Source organism: Streptomyces sindenensis, from assembly GCF_014649035.1.
In the GTDB taxonomy this organism is placed as follows: Bacteria; Actinomycetota; Actinomycetes; order Streptomycetales; family Streptomycetaceae; genus Streptomyces; species Streptomyces sindenensis.
This window is the reverse complement of sequence record NZ_BMSG01000008.1, coordinates 36,532-57,487: the sequence shown is the minus strand read 5'-3', so window position 1 is coordinate 57,487 and position 20,956 is coordinate 36,532. Positions and strand designations below refer to the sequence as shown.

Here is a 20,956-nt window from a genome sequence, read left to right as displayed (position 1 = left end):
CGGTTGCGATGGTGCTGCGGGTGGTGGGGAAGGGCCGCGAGGGTCACTCGTCGACGAGGCTGGTGCTGTCCGAGAACTGCGAGAGCCGGAAGATCACGAACTCCGCGGGCTTCACCGGCGCCACCCCGATCTCGCAGACGACCTGACCGAGATCGATCGACTCCTGCGGGTTGTTGCTCCGGTCGCACCGCACGTAGAACGCCTCCTCGGCGGTGCGGCCGAACAGCGCTCCGCGTCGCCACTCCTCGGTGAGGAACGCGGTGACGTTGCGCCGGATGCTCGACCAGAGGCGGTCGTCGTTCGGCTCGAACACCACCCACTGGGTGCCCAGGAGGATGGACTCCTCCAGGTAGTTGAAGAGCCGGCGGACGTTGAGGTAGCGCCAGGCCGGGTCGGAGGAGAGGGTGCGCGCGCCCCAGATGCGGATGCCGCGGCCGGGGAAGGCGCGCACGCAGTTGACACCGATCGGGTTGAGGAGGTCCTGCTCGCCCTTGGAGAGCCGGATCTCCAGGTCCACGGCACCCCGGATGACCTCGTTGGCGGGGGCCTTGTGGACTCCGCGCTCGTTGTCGCTGCGGGCCCAGACACCGGCCACGTGACCGCTCGGCGGGACCAGGGAGTTGCGGCCGCTCGCCGGGTCGAAGACCTTGACCCACGGGTAGTAGAGGGCGGCGTAGCGGGAGTCGTAGCCGGCGTCCTCGTTGCGCCAGGTGCGGACACGCTGGGCGTTCATGCCGGGCGGGGTGTCGAGGACGGCGACGCGGTCGCCCATCTGCTCGCAGTGCGAGATGACCGCGAGCTGCACGGTCTTGACGCCCTCGGCGTCGATGTCGCCGCGCTGGAAGGCGCTCATCAGGTCCGGGACGGCGACCATCGTGATCTCGTCGATCGCTTCGAGCCCGGCGAACCCGGTCCGCGCGGAGGCGTCGCCCACGTATTCGGAGGCGTCCAGCCGGGCCACGCCGCTGCCGGGCGCCGTTGCCGCCGCGGGGGCCAGGGCCACGGTCTGCTTCTCCGGGCGGCTCTGCGCCGTGCCGGGCTGCTCGGTGACCTGGATGAGCTTGGAGTCGCGGGTCTGGGTGACCAGATAGCCCTTGACGTTCTTGCGGGTGGAGACGTCGTACGTCTCCACGGCCTTGCCGCCCTGGCGCACCAGCAGCCGGAAGCGGTCCTCCGGCGGGTTCTCGCCCTCGGCGTCGGCGATCTCCACGGAGAGGCCGTCGCCCGTGCCGGGCCTGGCGGCGACCAGGAAGCCGCCGAGCGCGACGGGGGCGGGGGCCTGGGCGACGGAGCCCTGGCCGGCGGGCTCGGCGCCCTGCGCGGGGCCGCCGATGCGCACGATGTAGGCCGCGCCGCCACCGTTGGCGAAGAAGCCGTGGACGGCGTGCGCCAGATAGGTGTCGGCGGTGAAGGCACCGAACGTCTGCACGTACTGGTCCCAGTTGGTCACCAGCGTCGGCTGGTGGAAGGGGCCCGTCCCCGCGAAGCCGACGAAGGCTGCGACCGCGGTGCCGACTCCTTCGATGGGCCGTGCTCCGGACTGCACCTCCTCCACGTAAACACCGGGGGTGAGGTACGACGGCATGCTCGCTCCTTCTGGACGGTCACTCGATCACCGCCCAGTCTTGACCGGCCGCACGGGCCGGGAGTAGGCCCCGGAGTCCTGGACACGGGGCAAGGAGACTGCCCTTTCCGGGCTCTCGTACGCCGGGTAACCCTGCCCTCGGCGGCCAGGTCGCAACCCTTCGCCGCTATTCCCGTTCACCCACGCGCATTTCACCTTCCTCGTGAAGAGAAGGAAAACACCGTGTTACGGAAGGGATCAAACCGGCCACATCACACGGGCTCGGGGGAAGGGTAGACGGCGCGCCGGGGACCCCATGTGTTGGGTATCTCTTTTTCCCGGTAAACCGTCGACGGCCCATATCCGTCCGGGGGGTGCGGGGCAAGCGCGCCGAGGTGATGTGATTCGGCCAGAATGGGTCGCGAAGACTGGCGGATTCGATCGGGTGCGGACGAGGGAAACGGGCGCGAAAGCGCTCCGAACGGGCATCAGTCGACCTTCGTCGAACCATCAGAACCGCTTCTGAGCAGGCTTGTTCGTGCGCACGGCCACCGGAAGCAGATATTCTTCCGGTGCCGCTGACGTCGCGGACGACCGAATCGGGGGAGATCTTCGGCGCGGCGGGGAGGGGGTATTCGCCACCGCCCGGCACGCCGGGTTTCCTCCCGGCCGGGTTTCTGTTGTTGTCTCGTCAAGAGGCGCGACAGAGGGTTCGGCGTCGCTGATTCCGCCGTGCTCCGAACGCCCTCCGCGCGCCCTTCTCCTGCCCTTCCGCCGTCCTTCTATCGTCCCTTCAACGCCCCTCCAGCGTCCTTCCAATGTCCTTCTAACGTCTTTCTATCGAGCGAGATCGCTCAGTACGCCGCTGACATTCAGAACCTGATGGCACCCGGAAGCCTGTGTTCCGGTTGCCGGAGTGCCGGGCTTGGCGCAGGTGACGGAAGCGGTGACGGCGGCGTTCTCCGGAACCTGAATGGGGGTGACCCAGTGATAGTCCTGGTTGCGGAAGGTTTCCAGAGCGATCGTCGTGATCTTGTTCTCGCCGAAGGAGATCGTCACGAGGCCCTCGTCGCCCTGGAAGTTCGCCACCACGACGTCCGTGACGCGGAACACCTTCCCGGCCGGAACCTTGTAGGTGCCTTCCCCCGTGGCCCCCGCACGGGTCTGTACGTCGATGGTCCTGGAGGCCTGCTCGCCCCCGCCGCCACCGCTCCCGCCCGTGCCGCCGCCCCCGCCGGGGGAGTCCGGGCCGGATCCGGCCCCGCCGGGGCCCGTGCCGTCCGGACCGGTCCCCCGGCCCTGGCCGCCTGCCGGGTTCTCCGCACCGCCGGGCGGCGCCGACCCCTGCTCCTTGCCCCGCTCGGTCTCCTCCTGCGCGGCCTTCGTTCCGGCCTGCTCGGCGGTGCTCCGCACCGCGGGCCGCACCAGGGCGAACCAGGCGAGCAGCAGGGCCAGCAGCGCGGCCAGCACGATCAGCAGCCACTTGGGCAGCACGGGTATCTGCGCGAACTCCCCGGGCAGCGGCTCGGCTTCACCGGGCTGTCCGGCCTCGGCGGCCGTCCCGGCCTCGGCGTCCGCTTCACCGCCCTCGGCCGCCAGGACCTCGAACGGCCAGGTGACGGGCTCGCCGAACCAGATCAGCTTCCGGGCCCGGACCTTCAGCGCCACCTCCGCGGACTCGCCCGGCTCCAGCCGCTTCTTGTCCGGCGTGAAGGCGAGGCGCAGATCCTCCCCGTCCTGCCGGCCCGTCAGGGCCACGTCGACCGGAGTGTTGCCCCTGTTCTGCACGGCGGTACGGAACCGGGCCCCCAGCCAGCCCCGGCGGCGGCGCGGTTCCAGCTCCGCGCGCAGCTCGTGAAAGGGCTCAACGGTCACCGTGGACTCGGGGACCACCACCGACTCGGGGCGCTCGGCGGGCAGCACCCGTACGGCCAGGGGGGTCTCGCCCGCCCGGACCTCGTGGGATCGGGGCGGGGCGAAGGTGAGGGTCACCGTCTCGGAGGTGCCCGGGTAGAGCGACACACGCGCCGGCTCGACGGTGGTCCAGGCGGCACAGTCACCGACCACTGCGAGGGAGTAGGCCTCGACGATGTCGCCGTCGTTGCGCACGGTCAGGGTGGTCGTCGCGGTGCCGCCCGGCGACACCGTCACCGTGGGGCTTGCGAGTTCGGCAGATGTGGTCACTCTGCGACGTTAGGCCGCCGGTGCGGCCCGGCAGCAGAGACGCAAGGGCAAGAAGCGGGCAGCGGTGGTGCCCCGCGGGCCCACCGGCACGGTGTCCCCGCGCCCCCGCGCCGGGCCCGCTCGCCCTGCCCCGGCCGGCACGGGCGATCACGAGCACAGCAGGCATATCGGGCTGAAGTACCTGAGGAAGACGGGCACGGAACGATGACGATCACGGAAACGACGACCAGCACGGCGGCGCGCGGGCAGTACCGCAGGCCCGACGCAGCCGACCGCCGCACCCCCGGAGCCGGGGGAGCGCCCGGGGGCAGGGTCTCCGTCGCGGTGTACGCGGAGGACCTGATCCTGCAGACCGGCATGATCCACCAACTGCGCGTGCGTCCCGAGATAGAACTGCTGCCGGAGGCCGAGGCGGACCGGGCGCAGGTCTCCCTGGTCGTGGTGGACACGGTGGGCGAGCACACCGTCCAGCTCCTGCACCGCCTCCAGCGCAACACCTCCACCCGCACCGGACTGGTCGTCGGGTACTTCGAGTCGGGCGCCCTCCAGACCATGATCGAGTGCGGGGTCGCCGCCGTCCTCCGGCGCGGTGAGGCCGACCAGGACCGGCTCGTCCACCTGGTGCGGGCGATGGCCAACGGTGAGGGCGTCCTGCCGGGCGATCTGCTCGGCAAGCTCCTCGACCACGTCAGCTCCCTCCAGCGCACGGTCCTCGACCCCCGGGGGCTCACCCTGTCCACCCTCACCGCGCGCGAGGCGGAGATGATCCGGCTGGTCTCGGAGGGCTGCGACACCGCGGAGATCGCGCGGAAGACCTCGTACTCGGAACGCACCGTCAAGAACGTGCTGCACGAGGTCGCGACCCGCCTCGAACTGCGCAACCGGGCCCACGCGGTGGGGTACGCGATGCGCCACGGGCTGATCTGAGGCGGGGCGACCGCAGCAAAGGGGCCGTAGTTCCCGCGATGACCGCCGCAAAGGGGCAGTGGTTCCCGCGACGACCGCCGCGAAGGGGCGGCGGTCCGCGGGGCGACCGCCGCAAAGGGCAGCGGTCCCTTCCCCCGTTCCGGGTACTCGCGGCCTGTTCCCCGGCCCCGCCCGAGCGCGAGGCTGGCCGGTGGAGAGTCGATCGACAGACTGTGAGGTGGGCCGTGACCGGCACTGCTGGCCCGGCGAAGCGTTCCCGGCTGGGCCGACTGACCGGCGCGGTGGTGCTGTTGGCGCCGCTGCTGCTGGTCGGTTCGGCCGCCGCACCGGACGGGGCGGGCCAGGCCGTCGCCGCTCCGGCGGATACCGGACCGGCCCAGGCGGGGCGTATCGCCTTCGCCGGTACCGAACACCGCAGCCTGGGACGGGCCAACGACCAGGACCACACCGACCCGCTGTTCGGCGACGGGCCCGCCCACTACGACCAGGACCCCTCCGCCCGCGGTGACGTCCTGGTCTTCACCAGCCTGCGCGACAGCGCCAAGCCCCAGGTGTACCTGCGCGGCGCGGACGGGTCGGTGCGCCGGCTCACCGACGGCCGGGACGCGGCCCGCCCCGAACTCTCCCCGGACGGACGGACCGTGGTCTTCGACTCGGCGGAGCCCGGCCCCGGCGGAACGGTCCAGCGCGATCTGTGGTCGGTAGGTGTCGACGGCTCGAACCCGCGGCGGCTCACCGACACCGCCGACAACGAGGAGTCCCCGACCTGGTCCCCGGACGGCACGAGGATCGCGTACGCCTGCGACGGCGACGCCCCGCGCGGCTGGCAGATCTACGTGCGGGACGTCGCGGGCGGCCCGCAGACCCGGATCAGCGACGCGGGGGCCGGCGACGCCACCGAGCCGTCCTGGAACCCGGGCACCGACCCCGCCGACCGGAACACCGTCGCGTACACCCTCACCACCGACCCGGACCCGGACGTCGACGACGGCACCGAACTGCGGGCCACCGAGGGGCTCGGCACCGACCGCCCGCTGCTGGCCGGCGGGCACGCCGAGTGGGGCACCCGGTCGGCCTCCTGGCTGCCCGACGGCAAGGACGTCGTCTTCCTCAGCCCGTACCACACCTGCGGCTGCGACGACTTCGACCACGTCTACCGGGTGACCGCCTTCGACGGCACGAACCCGCCGGACCAACTGGTCAACGAGAACCGCCAGGTGGGGCCGCCCACCTGGTTCCCCCCGGCCGGGACCGTCGTCGTCCCCCGGATCACACCGGATCCCGAGACCGTCAGGAAGCCCGACGAACTCCTGGCCGCCGCGCAGATCGTGACGCTCCAGGACGTACGCCAGGACGGCTCCGACCCCCGCGACCTGGGCCTCACCATCCTCAAGGAGGACCCGGCGGCCCGCACCAACGAGAACCCCGCCGTGGACCCGCTGTTCAGTCCGGCCGCGGGCTTCGACCCCTGGACCGAGCGGCAGAGCTACACCCCCGACGGCCGCCGGATCGTCGTCACCCGCTTCGAGGACACCGACGCCGGGCGGACCGAGCGGATCTGGATGGCCGACGCCGACGGCGGGAACGCGGCGGTGCTGCCGCTCGCCGGGCGAGGCCCGAACGACTGGGACACCGACCCCGCCTTCTCGCCCGACGGCACCAAGCTCGCCTTCACCCGCACCTCGCCCGGCGGCACCGGCGACGCGGCGGGCCCCAGCCGCATCCTCCTCGCCGATGTCGCCAGCGGTGAGATCCTCGACGAGATCCGGCCGCCCGAGGGGCAGCAGACCGGCGGTGACGCCCAGCCCACCTGGTCCTCCGACGGGGTCAACCTCGCCTTCACCCGTAACCACGTCATCAACGGCCACGGCGGCAACAAGCACATCTGGGTCGTGCCGGTCGCCGACCTCCGCCGGCAGCGGGACCTGAGCTCCACCATCTGCCCCGGCGACTGCGACGTCATCGACGACAGCCCCGCGTTCTCCCCGGACGGCCTGAAGGTGGCGTTCAACCGCAAGGACGGCGGCGGCAGGGTCAACCAGCAGGCCGGCGTCCTCATCAAGCCCCTGCGCGGCGGCGGCTGCCGCGTCGTGCTGCCCTCCGTCCAGAAGGACAACCCCGACGGCTGCGACCTGCCGGTCCCCGACACCACCGTGACCGGCCCCCACCAGCCCCGCGACGTGGCCTGGACCCCCGGCGGCGACAAGCTCGTGTTCACCGCGCGCCGCGAACTCGCCCCGAACTCCATGGAGCAGCTCTCCGTCCTCGACATCGCCTCCGGCGACCTGACCGCCGTCGACGACACGCATGCCGGACGGCAGAAGGAGCCCGCCCTCCAGCAGTCCGTCGACCTGTCGCTGACCGCGCCGCCCGACCGGCCCGCCGTGGAGGTCGGCTCCGAGACCGAGGTGACCATCACCGTCACCAACCGGGGCCCGGCCCCCTCGCCCGGCACCACCCTCACCGTCGACGCCCCGCCCGGCGTACGGCTGGAGGAACTCTCCACCGACACCGCGACCTGCGCACCCGGCACCCCCCAGTGCGACCTGGGCACCGTCCCGCCCGGCACCGACGTGGAGATCACCGCACGGCTGACCGGCGTCACCACCGGAATCCAGCGCGTCAACTGGTCCGTCACCGGCGCCGTCATCGACCCCAGCCCCACGGACAACGCCACCGGCACGATCGTCCCGGTCGAGGACGCCCCACCGCCCACCCCGCCCCCGACGACACCCCCACCGACCACGGCCCCGCCGACCACACCTCCGCCGCCCCCGACCGCCACGCCGACACCCCCCGCACCCACCCCGCCGCCCACGACGACACCCCCGCCGCCCCCGGCCCCCGCACCCCTGCCGCCCGCGCCCGAGGCGGGACCCGCCGTCACCGTGCGGGCCCAGCCCAGCCCCGGGTACGTCGGCGGCAGGGTGGTCGTCACGTACACCGTGCGCAACGGCAGGAACGCCCTGGCCACAGGCCTCCGGCTGGACCTCGGACTGCCCCGGGGCACCCCCGCCGGCCCGCTCCCGGCAGGCTGCGCCGCGGGCGCCTGCACGCTCCCCGACCTCGCGCCCGGCGCCGCCACGGTCATCAGCGTCGTCCTCTCGCCCGACAAGGCGCTCCGTACGACGATCACCGCGTCGCTCACCACCACCGGCACCGACGCGAACCTCCGCGACAACGTCTCCCGGATCCCGCTGCGCATCCTCCAGCCCCGGATCATCGCGGTGCCCAAGGTCGGCAAACCCGGCTTCGTCACCTCCGTACGCGGCAAGGACTTCCCGCCCGGCGCGCCTGTCACGCTCAGCTGGAAGCCGGGCATCACCGCCGCTGCCGCCCCGGCCCGGCCGCTGGGCGACGGCACGTTCATCGCCCAGCTCCTCATCCTGGCCAAGGACGAGATCGGGCCGCGCGACATCACGGCGAAGGGCCCCGGGTTCAGCCCGGTGAAGACGGACTTCCTCGTCGTGCTCGGCACCATCACCCCGCCCGACGAGGTGATCCGCCGATGATCCACGAAGTCGACGAGGGGCTGCGGCTGTTGCTCGCCGAGGCCGGACTGGAGGACAGCGGCGTCGACCTGGTCTTCGACGCCCCGACGAAGGACTGGTCCGCCCGCCGCAACGCCCCGACCATCAGCGTCTTCCTGCACGGCATCCGCGAGGACGCGGCCCGGCGGCGTACCGGCACGGCCGGGACGCACGACGAGGAGGGTGTCGTCACCGGGTGGCGGACCCCGCCGCGCTGGTTCGAGCTGACCTATCTGGTCACCGCCTGGACCAACCGCCCGCAGGACGAGCACCGTCTGCTCTCCGAGGTGCTGCGGACCCTCGTGCGTACGGACACGCTGCCTGCGCGGCTGCACACCGGCAGCCTCGCCGAACTCGGCCTGACCGTCGAGCTGGAGGCGGCGGGTCCCGGAGCCGGCGGCCCGTCCGCCTCCGACGTCTGGTCCGCGCTCGGCGGCGAGCTGAAGGCCGCCATCGACCTCCGGGTCCTCGCCCCGCTGGCCGGCGAACGCACCGCCGCCGGACCTCCGGTCACCGAGGGCCTCGTCATGAAGGCCGCACCGCACGTGGACGGCGAACCCGGCGACCCCGGCCGCCGCCTGCGCTACGACGGGGCGGCCGACCCCGGCGGGCAGGGTTTCGCCGCACCCCGGGAACGGCGACTGCCGCCCGGCCGACGCAGGCGGGGGAACGCCGCACGATGACCCTGGTAGCACAACAGGACGGACAGGAACGCGAGTCGGCCGGCACCGAGGTGCTCTGGGAGCGGCTCGGCCAGGTCGAACAGCGGGTCAGGGAAGCCGTCGCCGCCCGCCGCGCCGCCGACCCGGACCCCGACGACCCCTACCGGGGGCAGTACCTCACCCCCGAGGCGGCGGCCCGCATCCTGGAGACTCGCGACGCGTTCACGCCCGTACCGGCGTACGGGGACGGGGACCGGGTTCCTTCCGGCGCGGGGGACGGCGGCCGGCTCGGCGAACTGGCCGGACGCTTCGGTCTGGCGCCGCCGGACGTCGACCTCCTGCTCATCGCCCTGGCCCCGGACATCGACCCCCGGTTCGAGCGGCTGTACGGGTACCTCAACGACGATCTCACCCGCCGCCGCCCCACCATCGGCCTGGCCCTGGAACTGCGCGGGCTGCCCGCCGCCGGTCCGGGCCGCTTCCGGTTCGCGCCCGCCGCCCCGCTCGTCGCGGGCGGCCTGCTGGAGATCGCAGAGCCCGAACGCCCCCTGCTCTCGCGGCTCTTGCGTGTACCCGACCGGGTCACCGCGTATCTCCTCGGCGACGACGGGATCGACGGCCGACTGCGCGGGATCGTCCGGGAGGACACCCGCACCCCGGAGCCGGACGAGCGGCCCGAGGTCCCCCGGATCGCCGCCGCCCTCGGCACGGGCAGCGGCCTGGTGCACCTGCTCGACCGGGGCGGCGACCCGCACGGCCTCGCGGTCGCGGCCCTGCGCGCAGCGGCCCGGCGCCCGCTCGTCGTCGACATCGCCGCGCTCGCGATCGCACCCCAACCGACCGCTCTCGTACGGGCACTGGCGACCGAAGCCCGCCTCGGCCGCGCCGGAGTGGTCCTCGGCCCGCTCGAAACACTCGCCCCCGAACGCCCCGAGGGGGCCCGGCTGCTCGGGTCCCTGTGCGCGGCGCTCGGCTCCACGCCCCTGATCGCGTACGGGAAGAAGAACTGGGACCCGCTGTGGACGCCGGAGAGCCCGGTGCCCGTCACCGTCCCGCCCCCCGGCCCCGACGGCATGGCCCGGCAGTGGCGGCGGGCGCTCGCCGAAGCGGGCCGCTCGGCCGGCCTCTCCACCGCGCACGCCGCCGCCGACGACACGCTGATCGAGGCGGCCGTCGCCTACCGGCTCGACTCCGGCCAGCTGCGCCGGGCCGCGACCGTCGCCTCCCGGCTCGCCGCCCTGGAGCCCCGACCGGTCGGCCCGGACGACCTGCGGGCGGCGGTCCGCGCCCAGAACGGCGCGGGCCTGGAACGGCTCGCCCGCCGCATCGAGCCCGGCGTCGGCTGGGACGACCTGGTGCTGCCCCCGGCCACCCGCACCCAGCTCGCCGAACTCGCCCTGCGCGCGCGCCACCGCGAGACGGTCCTCGGGCAGTGGCGGATGCGGCCGGGCGGCGGCCGGGGGAGAGGCGTCATCGCCCTGTTCGCCGGGGAGTCCGGCACCGGGAAGACCATGTCCGCCGAGGTGGTCGCCGCCGAACTGGGCATGGAACTCTACGTGGTGGACCTGTCCACGGTGGTCGACAAGTACATCGGGGAGACCGAGAAGAACCTGGAGCGCATCTTCGTCGAGGCGTCCGACGTCAACGGCATCCTGCTGTTCGACGAGGCCGACGCGATCTTCGGCAAGCGCTCCCAGGTGAACGACTCCCGGGACAAACACGCCAACATGGAGTCCGCCTACCTCCTCCAGCGCATGGAGTCCTTCGACGGCATCGCCGTGCTCACCACCAACCTCCGGTCCAACCTCGACGAGGCGTTCACCCGCCGCCTCGACGTGATCGCCGAGTTCCCGATGCCCGACGCCCGCCAGCGCCTCGCCCTGTGGGACCGCTGCCTGGGCCCGGCGGTCCCGCGCGACACCACGCTCGACCTGGAGTTCTGCGCGGACCGCTTCGAGCTGGCGGGCGGCTCGATCCGGGCCTGCGCGGTGACCGCCGCCTACCTCGCGGCGGAGGCCGGGGCCCCGCTGACCATGGACCAGCTCATCACGGCGGTTCTCCAGGAGTACCGCAAGCTGGGGCGGCTGGTGCTGGAGAGCGAGTTCGGCCCGTGGCTGGCGAAGGAGCGGGCGCGCGCGGGGCGGTAGCCCGTACGGTACGCACACGAGGTGCCGCGCCCCACGGGGATCCGTACCCGTGGCCGTACCGCGTCAGAAGTCCACCGCGTCGCGGATCAGCGGGCAGGTCATGCAGTGCCCGCCGCCCCGGCCCCGCCCCAGCTCCGCGCCGACGATCGTGATGACCTCCACCCCGGCCCGCCGCAGCAGGGCGTTGGTCTGGGTATTGCGGTCGTAGGTGAAGACGACCCCCGGCTCCAGGGCCACCGCGTTGTTGCCGCTGTCCCACTGCTGGCGCTCCGAGGCGTAGACGTCGCCGCCCGTCTCGATCACCCGCAGCTGGGGCAGGCCGAGGGCACGCGCCACGACCTCGGTGAACGGTGTCGAACCCTCGTCGGTGATCTCGATCCCGGGCGCCCGGTCCGAGGGCCGCAGCGAGAACGTGTGGACGGCATCCATGATGCGCGGGTACAGCGTGACGATGTCCCGGTCGGCGAACGTGAACACCGTGTCGAGGTGCATCGCCGAACGCAGCTTCGGCATCCCGGCGACGATGACGTGCCCGGCCGCCCCCTCGGCGAACAGCGCCGCCGCGACCTGGGTGATCGCCTGGCGGGAGGTCCGTTCGCTCATGCCCATGAGGACGACGCCGTTGCCGACCGGCATGATGTCCCCGCCCTCGAACGTGGCCCGGCCCCAGTCCCTCTCCGGGTCGCCCCACCAGATCGTGGAGCCCCGGAAGTCCGGGTGGAAGGTGTAGATCGCCTTCATCAGCAGGGTCTCGTCGTGCCGGGCGGGCCAGTACAGCGGGTTGAGCGTCACCCCGCCGTAGAGCCAGCAGGTGGTGTCCCGGGTGTAGAGGGTGTTGGGCAGCGGCGGCATCAGGTACTCCCGCGCCCCCGTGCCCTCCCGGGCGAGACCCACGTACGCCGAACGGAACTCCGCCGGGAGATCCGCGATGGCCAGACCACCGATGAGATGGTCGGACAGCCGGCGCGGCGTCAGGGAATCCAGGAAGGCGCGGGTGTCGTCGACCAGCCCGAGACCCACCTCGTTCGCGTCGATCTTCCGGTCGAGCAGCCAGGATCTGGCCTCCGGGATCTCCATGGTGGCGGCGAGCAGCGCGTGCAGTTCGACGACCTCCACCCCGCGGTCGGTGAGCTGGGCAACGAAGTCGGCGTGGTCCCGCTGGGCGTTCTCCACCCACATCACGTCGTCGAACAGCAGATCGTCGGAGTTGGTCGGGGTCAGCCGGCGGTGGGCCATGCCGGGGGCGCAGACCAGGACCTTGCGCAGCCGCCCCACTTCGGAGTGGACGCCGAGGACGGAAGCGGGGCCGGTGGGTGTCACGGTGAGCCTTTCACTCGATGCATCGGGGTTCTGTCCGTACGGGGCCGGCGCTCACAGCTCGATCCAGCCGAGGGCCAGCGCCGCGACGCCGACGGCGGCACCCGCCACCGACACCGCGCAGATGACCGCTTCACCGGGGGAGAAGACCCGGCGCCCCTGCTCCCGGCGGGACATGACGAAGAGGAAGGTCGCCGGGGCGTAGAGGATGAAGGAGACGAGGACGAACTTCGGCCCGGCCGCGTACAGCAGGAATGCGGTGTAGAGCGTCGCCACGACGGCGATGACCAGCTCGCGGCGGGCGGAGCGCCCGACCGCGCCCCAGCGCTCGGGCCGGGCCGCGACCTTCACCGCGAAGGCGGCGGCCAGCAGGAACGGGATCAGGCTCAGCGCGCTGGTCAGATCGAGGGCGAAGGTGAACGCGTCGTCGGAGAAGAGGGTCACGACGAGCACGACCTGGCTCAGGCACGTGGTCAGGAGCAGCGCGTTCACGGGCACGTCCGCCGCCGTCGACTGCCCCAGGAAGCGCGGCATGTCCTTGTCCTGGGCGGCGACGAAGAGGACCTCGGCGGCCATCAGGGTCCAGGCGAGGTAGGCGCCGAGCACGGAGACGATGAGGCCGACGCTGATGAAGACCTTCCCCCACGTGCCGACGGCCGACTCCAGCACCTCGGCCATCGACGGCTGCCGCAGGTCGGCGATCTCGGCCATCGGCAGCAGCCCGTAACTGACGATCGTGACGGAGGCGAAGACGGCGAACACGCTCAGGAAGCCCAGAACGGTGGCCCGGCCGACGTCCTCGCGGCGCTTGGCGTGCCGCGAGTACACGCTGGCCCCCTCGACACCGAGGAACACGAAGACGGTCGCGAGCATGGTGCCCCGGACCTGGTCGAAGAGGGTGCCGGCCTCGGCGGTCCCGCTGAAGTTGTCGGCGAAGACGGACGGTTCGAAGTAGAAGAGCGCCAGGACGACGAAGAAGAGGATCGGCACGACCTTCGCGACGGTGACGATCCGGTTGATCGCCGCCGCCTCCTTCACACCTCGCCGGATCAGCAGGAAGAACCCCCACAGCCCCACCGAGGAGACGACCACCGCCGTCACCGTGTCGCCGTCACCCAGCACGGGCGCCACCGCGCCGACGGTCGACATGATGAGCACCCAGTAGGTGACATTGCCGACGCAGGCGCTGGCCCAGTAGCCGAAGGCGGAGAAGAAGCCGAGATACTCCCCGAACCCCGCCTTCGCGTACGCGTACACCCCGGCGTCCAGGTCCGGCCGCCGCACGGCGAGCGCCTGGAAGACGAAGGCGAGCATCAGCATGCCCGTCCCGGCGACCGCCCAGGCGATCAGGGCCCCCGCGACCCCGGTCTCCTGCGCGAACCGACTGGGCAGCGAGAAGACTCCGGCCCCGACCATCGAGCCGACCACCATCGCGGTCAGGGTCAGGAGCGACAGTTTGGCGGCCGGGCGGGGCGGGGCCTCGGGGTGGCTCATGGGTTCCCTCGTCGATGCGGTCATCGGCCAACCAGGGAAAGCTAGCAATAGGGCGGGTGTTTTGTCCCGAAATGGGGGTCAGGTGCGACCGGGGGCCGTTCGCCTGGTCGTGCGAGCGGCCCTCGGGGCCGGTTCGGTGAGGGACGTGCCCGCGGGGAGATCGTTGCGGTTGCCGCCCCTGCCCCCATGCCGCACAGACATGTTCGGAATCAGGGTCAAGGCCCTTCTCAGTGGTCGTACGGGGACGGCGGATACACCACGCCCTCCAGGACGACACCCCTGCTTCCTTGCGCAGCGGCGCTGTTCGGCTCAGGGATGAGCTGCGATTCCCACGCGGCCCAACTCTCCGCCATCTGCTGACTGGTCGGTCGGGGTTCTGCCGGCCGCTCTCGGGGCTGCGAGTGCGCAGCGGCCTCGGCCGGGGGCGAGTCGGCCGCGTTGCCTCGCTTACGGTGGCGGCCCCTTGCCGGGGTGCCGCTGTCTTCCCGCAGCATCCCCAGCGTGGACAAGTCCTTCAACCGATCCACGATGCTTGCTACATCGGTGCCGACCTGGGCCGCAAGCACCTGCAGATCCACTCCTTGGCTCCAGCCGTGGCTGAGAGCGGCGTCCAGGTCTGTGGTCCATTCGGTTCGAGGGCCGTCGTCGGAAGCCCTTGAGGCATGGAGCAAGTCGTCCGCAGCGGCCCGGGCGCTGTTCTTGCCCACCTCGCGCCGGACCGACCTGACCTCACGTTCCTGCAGGCCCAACAGATCGGCAACGGACCTGTCCCGGCCCACTGTGACAGCGAATGCGGCGAGCGAGCGACTGCGCCGCATCTGTGCTTCGCGGAGCGCTGCTTCCGCGAATCCGACTTGCTCATCGTGCAAACAGAACTCCTCCGCCAGAACCTTGTGGTGACTCCAGGACTGCTGTGGACCCATGGCTGAATCAACGTTTCTGCTGCCGGAATGTCCTGGCCAGTAACAGATCTTCACTCGAAGGTGGTGATACCTCCGCGGCGGGTAGGCTGGCCTGCGAAAATGAGGTGACCCCTCGGATCGGATCGACTGAGCCTGTAGTTCCGCATGAGGCCACGCAGGCAGGCCGGCGGTGAGCGTCGAGCGCCCGCACTCTGACCCCGCGTCACTCCTGCGCCGTCTGGGCTGTGCGCCGGTCAGCGCGTCTGTCGTCGACCGGGTCCCCGTTCGACGGAGCGGTGGCGCTCATGACGGCGACAAGGGCCATGAAGGTCGCGGTAGCCCCGAACACGGCGCGGCTGAGGGTGCTGGCACGGCGTTCGCTGGCGGTCCGGATGGACCAGGGCTGGACGAAGGTGGCGACAGACGCGCCCTTGACGCGCTTTCTGAGTGCCTGGCGAGAGCTGTCGGCCGAGGTGTCCGGCATCTGCCGGCGGAAGGCGGTGCGGGCATTCTGGAGCCTGGCGGCGGTGGCGGTGGTGCTCGCCTGCGTCTCGAACGCGGCTTCCGCCACACTCAAGTCCAAGCCGTCGCAGAGCAGCACCGTTCGGCGCTGCCACTGCGGAAGTTCCAGTAGTGCCTGCACCACGGGGTCGGAGGACAGCGGATCCGGGCGGTTCAGGCCGGGCCGCAATCGGTGCCAGGGAGACAGCGCGTATTCATGGGTGCGCGCTCGCGCCCACCCTGCGGGGTCGGGATCGCGCGCGACTTCGGGCCAGTGTTCCCAAACCTGGCGGAAGGCGTGTTCGGCGGACTCGAAGGCGAGCGTGCGGCACCCGGTCAGGACATAGGCCTGCTGGGTGAGGCCCTGCACAGTGGAGAGGTACAGCGCGTCGAAGGCCGACTCGGGCGTCGGGGGCGGGAGGTCAGCCGCCGCAGGGGCCGGGCCCGAGCGACTGGTCGGGTCGTGGTGAATGGTGGTGCCCCCGGTTGGTCATGTGATGTCGAATGGTGTCGAGAGTCGGCGGAGGAAACCTTTCTCCGAACCCGTCGGCACGCCTCTCGCGTCCGGATAACGAACAAGTCCCGAGGCCGGGGTATCCGGCGATCGGGTGATCGAATCACGCGAACGAGTCGCGCAGGACGCAACGCAGAACATGCATTCGATATTGTGCGACGCAGTCGGCCGTGGTCTCCTTCGGCAGCCCCATGGAATCCTAATGTCTGACGTGCGCGCCTTTCGCCTGCTTCCGGCACAACCCAGGGACTTTTCCAGGACTTCCACGTCTGTCCCAGGGGGTTCTGAAGGACTTCCCGCCGCGCCGGCAGGGAAGTCCCCGGCAGCGCTGAAAGCGGCGAACGCGCCGGCCGGGGCCCATCCGCCTAGCACTCGATGATGTTCACCGCGAGCCCGCCCCGAGCCGTCTCCTTGTACTTCACGCTCATGTCGGCCCCGGTCTCCTTCATGGTCTTGATGACCTTGTCGAGGGAGACCTTGTGGCTGCCGTCGCCCCGCAGCGCCATCCGCGCCGCCGTGACCGCCTTCACCGCCGCCATGCCGTTGCGCTCGATGCAGGGGATCTGGACGAGCCCGCCGACCGGGTCGCAGGTCAGGCCCAGGTTGTGTTCCATGCCGATCTCGGCGGCGTTCTCCACCTGCTCGGGGGAGCCGCCGAGGACCTCGGCCAGGGCGCCGGCCGCCATCGAGCAGGCCGAGCCGACCTCGCCCTGGCAGCCGACCTCGGCGCCGGAGATCGAGGCGTTCTCCTTGAAGAGGAGGCCGATCGCGCCCGCCGCGAGGAGGAAGCGGACGACGCTGTCCTCCTTCTCCGCCTCGGTGCAGCCGTGGGACGCGAAGTTCATGTAGTAGTGCAGAACGGCCGGGATGATGCCCGCCGCGCCGTTCGTGGGGGCGGTGACGACGCGGCCGCCCGCCGCGTTCTCCTCGTTGACCGCCATCGCGTAGAGGGTGATCCACTCCATCGCGTGGGCCTGCGGGTCGCCCTCGGCGCGCAGCTGGCGGGCCGAGTTCGCCGCGCGGCGGCGGACCTTGAGGCCGCCGGGGAGGATGCCCTCGCGGGACATGCCGCGCGAGACGCAGGCCTGCATGACGCGCCAGATGTCCAGCAGACCGGAGCGGATCTCCGCCTCCGTGCGCCAGGCCAGCTCGTTCTCCAGCATCATCGAGGAGATGGACAGGCCGGTCTCGCGGGAGAGCCGCAGCAGCTCGTCGCCGGTGCGGAAGGGGTGCTTGAGGGCCGTGTCGTCCGGGACGATCGGGTTCTCCCCGGCCACCGCGTCCTCGTCCACGACGAAGCCGCCGCCGACCGAGTAGTACGTCTTCTCCAGGACCGGGGCGCCTTCGGTGTCGTACGCGAAGACCGTCATGCCGTTGGCGTGGTACGGGAGCGCCTTGCGGCGGTGCAGGACCAGGTCGTCGTCGAAGGCGAACGGGATCTCGTGCATGCCCAGCAGGTTGATCCGCCCGCTGGAGCGGATCTCGTCCACGCGCGTGTCGGCGCTCTCCACGTCGACCGTCTGCGGCGACTCGCCCTCCAGGCCGAGCAGGACCGCCTTCGGCGTCCCGTGCCCGTGGCCGGTCGCGCCGAGTGAGCCGTACAGCTCGGCCCGTATCGAGGCGGTGTGCGCGAGCAGGCCCTCGTTCTTCAGGCGGCGCGCGAACATCCGGGCGGCCCTCATCGGGCCCACCGTGTGGGAGCTGGAGGGGCCGATGCCGACCGAGAAGAGGTCGAAGACCGAGATGGCCACGGGAGGACTCCTTGGGGGGTGGGAAGACGCCGTTGTCTGCCTGGGTGGTGCGGGACAAGCGGGGCAAGCGGGATGAGACGGACCGACGGAGGCAAGGAACAGGGCACCGCGCTCACCTCTCCAGTGTGCGCGGTGCCCCGTCACGATGCGCGGAACCGCAGGCCAGGTGCTACTTCAGGCCGGGGTACAGCGGGAACTTCTCGGCCAGCGCGGCGACGCGGGCCTTCAGGTCGTCCGCGTCGTACGACGGCTTGAGCGCGGAGGCGATGATCTCCGCGACCTCCGCGAAGTCCTCGGCACCGAAGCCGCGGGTGGCCAGCGCCGGGGTGCCGATCCGCAGGCCCGAGGTGACCATCGGGGGGCGCGGGTCGTTCGGGATGGCGTTCCGGTTGACCGTGATGCCCAGCTCGTGGAGCCGGTCCTCGGCCTGCTGGCCGTCCAGCTCGGAGTTGCGCAGGTCGACGAGGACCAGGTGCACGTCGGTGCCGCCGGAGAGGACGGAGACGCCCACCTCGGTGACGTCCGGCTGGACCAGGCGCTCGGCCAGGATCCGGGCGCCGTCCAGGGTGCGCTGCTGGCGCTCCTTGAACTCCTCGCCCGCCGCGACCTTGAACGAGACCGCCTTCGCCGCGATCACGTGCTCCAGCGGACCGCCCTGCTGACCGGGGAAGACCGCCGAGTTGATCTTCTTGGCGAGCTCCTGGGTGGAGAGGATCACGCCACCGCGCGGACCGCCCAGCGTCTTGTGCGTGGTGGTGGTGACGACGTGGGCGTGCGGCACCGGGTTGGGGTGCAGCCCGGCCGCGACCAGGCCCGCGAAGTGCGCCATGTCGACCATCAGGTACGCGCCGACCTCGTCCGCGATCCGGCGGAAGGCGGCGAAGTCCAGCTGGCGCGGGTAGGCGGACCAGCCGGCCACGATCAGCTTCGGCTGGGACTCCTTGGCGAGGCGCTCGACCTCCTCCATGTCCACGGTGCCGCTCTCGTCGACGTGGTACGGGACCACGTTGTAGAGCTTGCCGGAGAAGTTGATCTTCATGCCGTGGGTCAGGTGACCGCCGTGGGCCAGGTTCAGGCCCATGATCGTGTCGCCCGGCTTCAGCAGCGCGAACATCGCGGCGGCGTTCGCCTGCGCACCGGAGTGCGGCTGGACGTTCGCGGCCTCGGCGCCGAACAGGGCCTTGATCCGGTCGATCGCGATCTGCTCGACGACGTCGACGTGCTCACAGCCGCCGTAGTAGCGGCGGCCGGGGTAGCCCTCGGCGTACTTGTTGGTGAGGACGGAGCCCTGCGCCTCCATGACGGCGACCGGAGCGAAGTTCTCCGAGGCGATCATTTCGAGGGTGGACTGCTGACGGTGGAGCTCGGCGTCGACGGCGGCGGCGACGTCCGGGTCCAGCTCGTGGAGGGAGGAGTTCAGAAGCGACATCAGGGGGTCCCTTAAGGTCTCAGTTGCCGGAGAACGCGGTGTACTCGTCGGCGGAGAGCAGATCGGCCGGCTCCTCCGCGACGCGCACCTTGAACAGCCAGCCGCCCTCGAAGGGAGCGGAGTTCACCAGCGAGGGGTCGTCCACGACGTCCTGGTTGGCCGCCGTCACCTCACCGGTCACCGGCGAGTACAGATCGCTGACGGACTTGGTCGACTCCAGTTCGCCGCAGGTCTCGCCCGCGGTCACCGTGTCACCGACCTCCGGGAGCTGGGCGTAGACGACGTCACCGAGCGCGTTGGCCGCGTACTCCGTGATGCCGATCGTGGCCACGCCGTCCTCGACGGCCGACAGCCACTCGTGCTCCTTGCTGTACCGCAGCTGCTGGGGGTTGCTCATGACCTGAATTCTCCTGTACGCGGGGGAGTGCTGATGAACGGTGGTCTTGCGGTGTGAGACGGAGGTACGTCACTTCCGTGACGCCTGCGTGCCGGTGCGGAGGGCCCGGAATGCGCCGTTCCCTCCGGGATATCACTTCTGGCGCTTGTAGAACGGCAGCGCGACGACCTCGTACGGCTCGTGCGTGCCCCGGATGTCCACGCCCACGCCCTCGGTGCCCGGCGCGGCGAAGGCCGCGTCCACGTACGCCATGGCGATCGGCTTGCCCAGGGTGGGGGAGGGGGCGCCGGAGGTCACCTCACCGATCACCTGACCGTCCGCCACGACCGGGAAACCGGCGCGCGGGACCCGGCGGCCCTCGGCGATCAGGCCGACCAGCTTGCGCGGCGGGGCGGTCTCGGCGCGCTCGGCGGCGGCCTTCAGCGCCTCGCGGCCGACGAAGTCGCCCTCCTTCTCGAACTTCACGACCCGGCCGAGGCCCGCGTCGAACGGGGTCAGCGCGGTCGTCAGCTCGTGCCCGTACAGCGGCATGCCCGCCTCCAGGCGCAGCGTGTCCCGGCAGGAGAGCCCGCACGGGACCAGGCCGTGCGGCGCGCCGGCCTCGGTCAGCGCCTGCCACAGCTGCTCGGCGTGCTCGGGCGCGACGAAGAGTTCAAAGCCGTCCTCGCCGGTGTAGCCGGTACGGGCGATGAGCGCCGGAACCCCGGCCACCGTGCCCGGCAGGCCCGCGTAGTACTTCAGCCCGTCCAGATCGGCGTCGGTGACGGCCTTCATGATCGCGGGCGACTCGGGGCCCTGGACCGCGAGCAGCGCGTAGGCGTCCCGGTCGTCGCGCACCTCGGCGTCGAAGCCGCCGGCACGCTCGGTCAGCGCGTCCAGCACGATCTGGGCGTTGCCCGCGTTGGCGACGACCATGTACTCGGTCTCTCCGAGGCGGTAGACGATCAGGTCGTCCACGATCCCGCCGTCCTCCTGGACGATCATCGTGTAGCGGGCCCGGCCGTTGCCCACGGTGGCGATGTTGCCCACCAGCGCGTAGCTCAGGAAGGCGGCGGCCTCCGGCCCGGTGACGGTGATCTCGCCCATGTGGGAGAGGTCGAAGAGACCGGCCCGGGTGCGTACGGCGTTGTGCTCCTCGCGCTCGCTGGCGTACCGCAGGGGCATGTCCCAGCCCGCGAAGTCGGTCATGGTGGCGCCGAGCGAGCGGTGCAAAGCGTCGAGGGCGGTGAGACGGGGGGCAGTGCTCATGGATACGGCTCCAGGGCATGACGACGTCAGGACGGAAAATCCTCCCCATCTGTCATCGGAACCTGAGAGGTTCGCCGATAGCCCCTGACGGGGTGTGCCCCCGGAGGGCGCCCCTGTTCAGGGGGCTCGGCTTGCACCTTGGGTGGAGTCGCGGGGCGACTCGCTTTTCAGATCTGCCTCATCCACGCGGTACGGGGCCTGAGAGATTCAAGGGAGGATCTTGCTCCTTCGGCGCCCGGCTCACACTGTGGCCGGAACTCTCCCGCGCGGATTCGAACGGCCGGTATGCAGTTGGCGGGGTCATCATCGCACGCATCGGGGGAGAGTGGGGGGTCAGGTCTCCCCGCAGGTGAAGGCATCGCCGACAGGCCCGAAGCCGGTTGTGCCGT

14 protein-coding genes and 1 riboswitch are annotated in these 20,956 nt (G+C 71.4%); of the genes, 4 read left to right on the top strand and 10 right to left on the bottom strand.

Translation table 11 applies throughout. The annotated features are described in order from the left end of the window. Positions 1-43: 43 nt before the first annotated feature. Both IE145_RS12070 and IE145_RS12065 read right to left on the bottom strand, forming a co-directional pair. The gene (locus IE145_RS12070) at positions 44-1,585 is read right to left on the bottom strand and encodes a phage tail sheath family protein (protein ID WP_189520926.1); all 1,542 of its coding nucleotides are present in this window, start codon (positions 1,583-1,585) and stop codon (positions 44-46) included. Between the two features lie 816 nt (positions 1,586-2,401). Continuing rightward, the gene (locus IE145_RS12065) at positions 2,402-3,715 is read right to left on the bottom strand and encodes a COG1470 family protein (RefSeq protein WP_189521034.1); all 1,314 of its coding nucleotides are present in this window, start codon (positions 3,713-3,715) and stop codon (positions 2,402-2,404) included. 237 nt (positions 3,716-3,952) lie between these two features. Between IE145_RS12065 and IE145_RS12060 the strand changes: the two genes are divergently transcribed. From IE145_RS12060 to IE145_RS12045, 4 genes are all read left to right on the top strand, one after another. Continuing rightward, complete coding sequence (locus tag IE145_RS12060; protein WP_189520925.1) at positions 3,953-4,675, top strand: helix-turn-helix transcriptional regulator; 723 nt, start codon at positions 3,953-3,955, stop codon at positions 4,673-4,675. A gap of 224 nt (positions 4,676-4,899) precedes the next feature. Continuing rightward, positions 4,900-8,187, top strand: a complete 3,288-nt coding sequence (locus IE145_RS12055) for a DUF11 domain-containing protein (RefSeq protein WP_229825521.1) — start codon at positions 4,900-4,902, stop codon at positions 8,185-8,187. Continuing rightward, positions 8,184-8,888 (top strand): Pvc16 family protein, encoded by a 705-nt coding sequence (locus IE145_RS12050; RefSeq protein ID WP_189520924.1) that lies wholly within the window; start codon positions 8,184-8,186, stop codon positions 8,886-8,888. The genes IE145_RS12055 and IE145_RS12050 overlap by 4 nt, the downstream gene beginning before the upstream one ends. After that, positions 8,885-11,014, top strand: a complete 2,130-nt coding sequence (locus IE145_RS12045; RefSeq protein ID WP_189520923.1) for an AAA family ATPase — start codon at positions 8,885-8,887, stop codon at positions 11,012-11,014. The genes IE145_RS12050 and IE145_RS12045 overlap by 4 nt, the downstream gene beginning before the upstream one ends. 63 nt (positions 11,015-11,077) lie before the next feature. Here the strand turns inward: IE145_RS12045 and IE145_RS12040 are convergent, their stop codons facing one another. The 8 genes from IE145_RS12040 to gcvT all read right to left on the bottom strand — a co-directional run bounded on the left by IE145_RS12040 (position 11,078) and on the right by gcvT (position 20,567). Further along, complete coding sequence (locus tag IE145_RS12040) at positions 11,078-12,334, bottom strand: arginine deiminase (RefSeq protein WP_189520922.1); 1,257 nt, start codon at positions 12,332-12,334, stop codon at positions 11,078-11,080. A 51-nt stretch (positions 12,335-12,385) separates the two neighbouring features. Next, complete coding sequence (locus IE145_RS12035) at positions 12,386-13,825, bottom strand: basic amino acid/polyamine antiporter (RefSeq protein ID WP_189520921.1); 1,440 nt, start codon at positions 13,823-13,825, stop codon at positions 12,386-12,388. A 227-nt stretch (positions 13,826-14,052) separates the two neighbouring features. Continuing rightward, positions 14,053-14,748 (bottom strand): hypothetical protein, encoded by a 696-nt coding sequence (locus tag IE145_RS12030; protein ID WP_189520920.1) that lies wholly within the window; start codon positions 14,746-14,748, stop codon positions 14,053-14,055. Positions 14,749-14,950: 202 nt separating this feature from the next. Continuing rightward, positions 14,951-15,598: a hypothetical protein gene (locus tag IE145_RS12025; RefSeq protein WP_189520919.1), complete on the bottom strand. Its 648-nt coding sequence runs from the start codon at positions 15,596-15,598 to the stop codon at positions 14,951-14,953. Between the two features lie 509 nt (positions 15,599-16,107). After that, positions 16,108-17,493, bottom strand: coding sequence for an L-serine ammonia-lyase (locus IE145_RS12020; RefSeq protein WP_189520918.1), 1,386 nt, complete (start codon positions 17,491-17,493; stop codon positions 16,108-16,110). Positions 17,494-17,662: 169 nt separating this feature from the next. Continuing rightward, the gene (glyA, locus tag IE145_RS12015; RefSeq protein ID WP_010060010.1) at positions 17,663-18,922 is read right to left on the bottom strand and encodes a serine hydroxymethyltransferase; all 1,260 of its coding nucleotides are present in this window, start codon (positions 18,920-18,922) and stop codon (positions 17,663-17,665) included. Between the two features lie 19 nt (positions 18,923-18,941). After that, positions 18,942-19,319 carry a glycine cleavage system protein GcvH gene (gcvH, locus tag IE145_RS12010; RefSeq protein WP_006127740.1) on the bottom strand — a complete coding sequence of 126 codons (378 nt, stop codon included), beginning with the start codon at positions 19,317-19,319 and terminating at the stop codon, positions 18,942-18,944. Between the two features lie 132 nt (positions 19,320-19,451). Next, positions 19,452-20,567 carry a glycine cleavage system aminomethyltransferase GcvT gene (gcvT, locus tag IE145_RS12005; RefSeq protein ID WP_189520917.1) on the bottom strand — a complete coding sequence of 372 codons (1,116 nt, stop codon included), beginning with the start codon at positions 20,565-20,567 and terminating at the stop codon, positions 19,452-19,454. Positions 20,568-20,744: 177 nt separating this feature from the next. Then, positions 20,745-20,842: riboswitch (glycine riboswitch) on the bottom strand. Between the last annotated feature and the right edge of the window lie 114 nt (positions 20,843-20,956).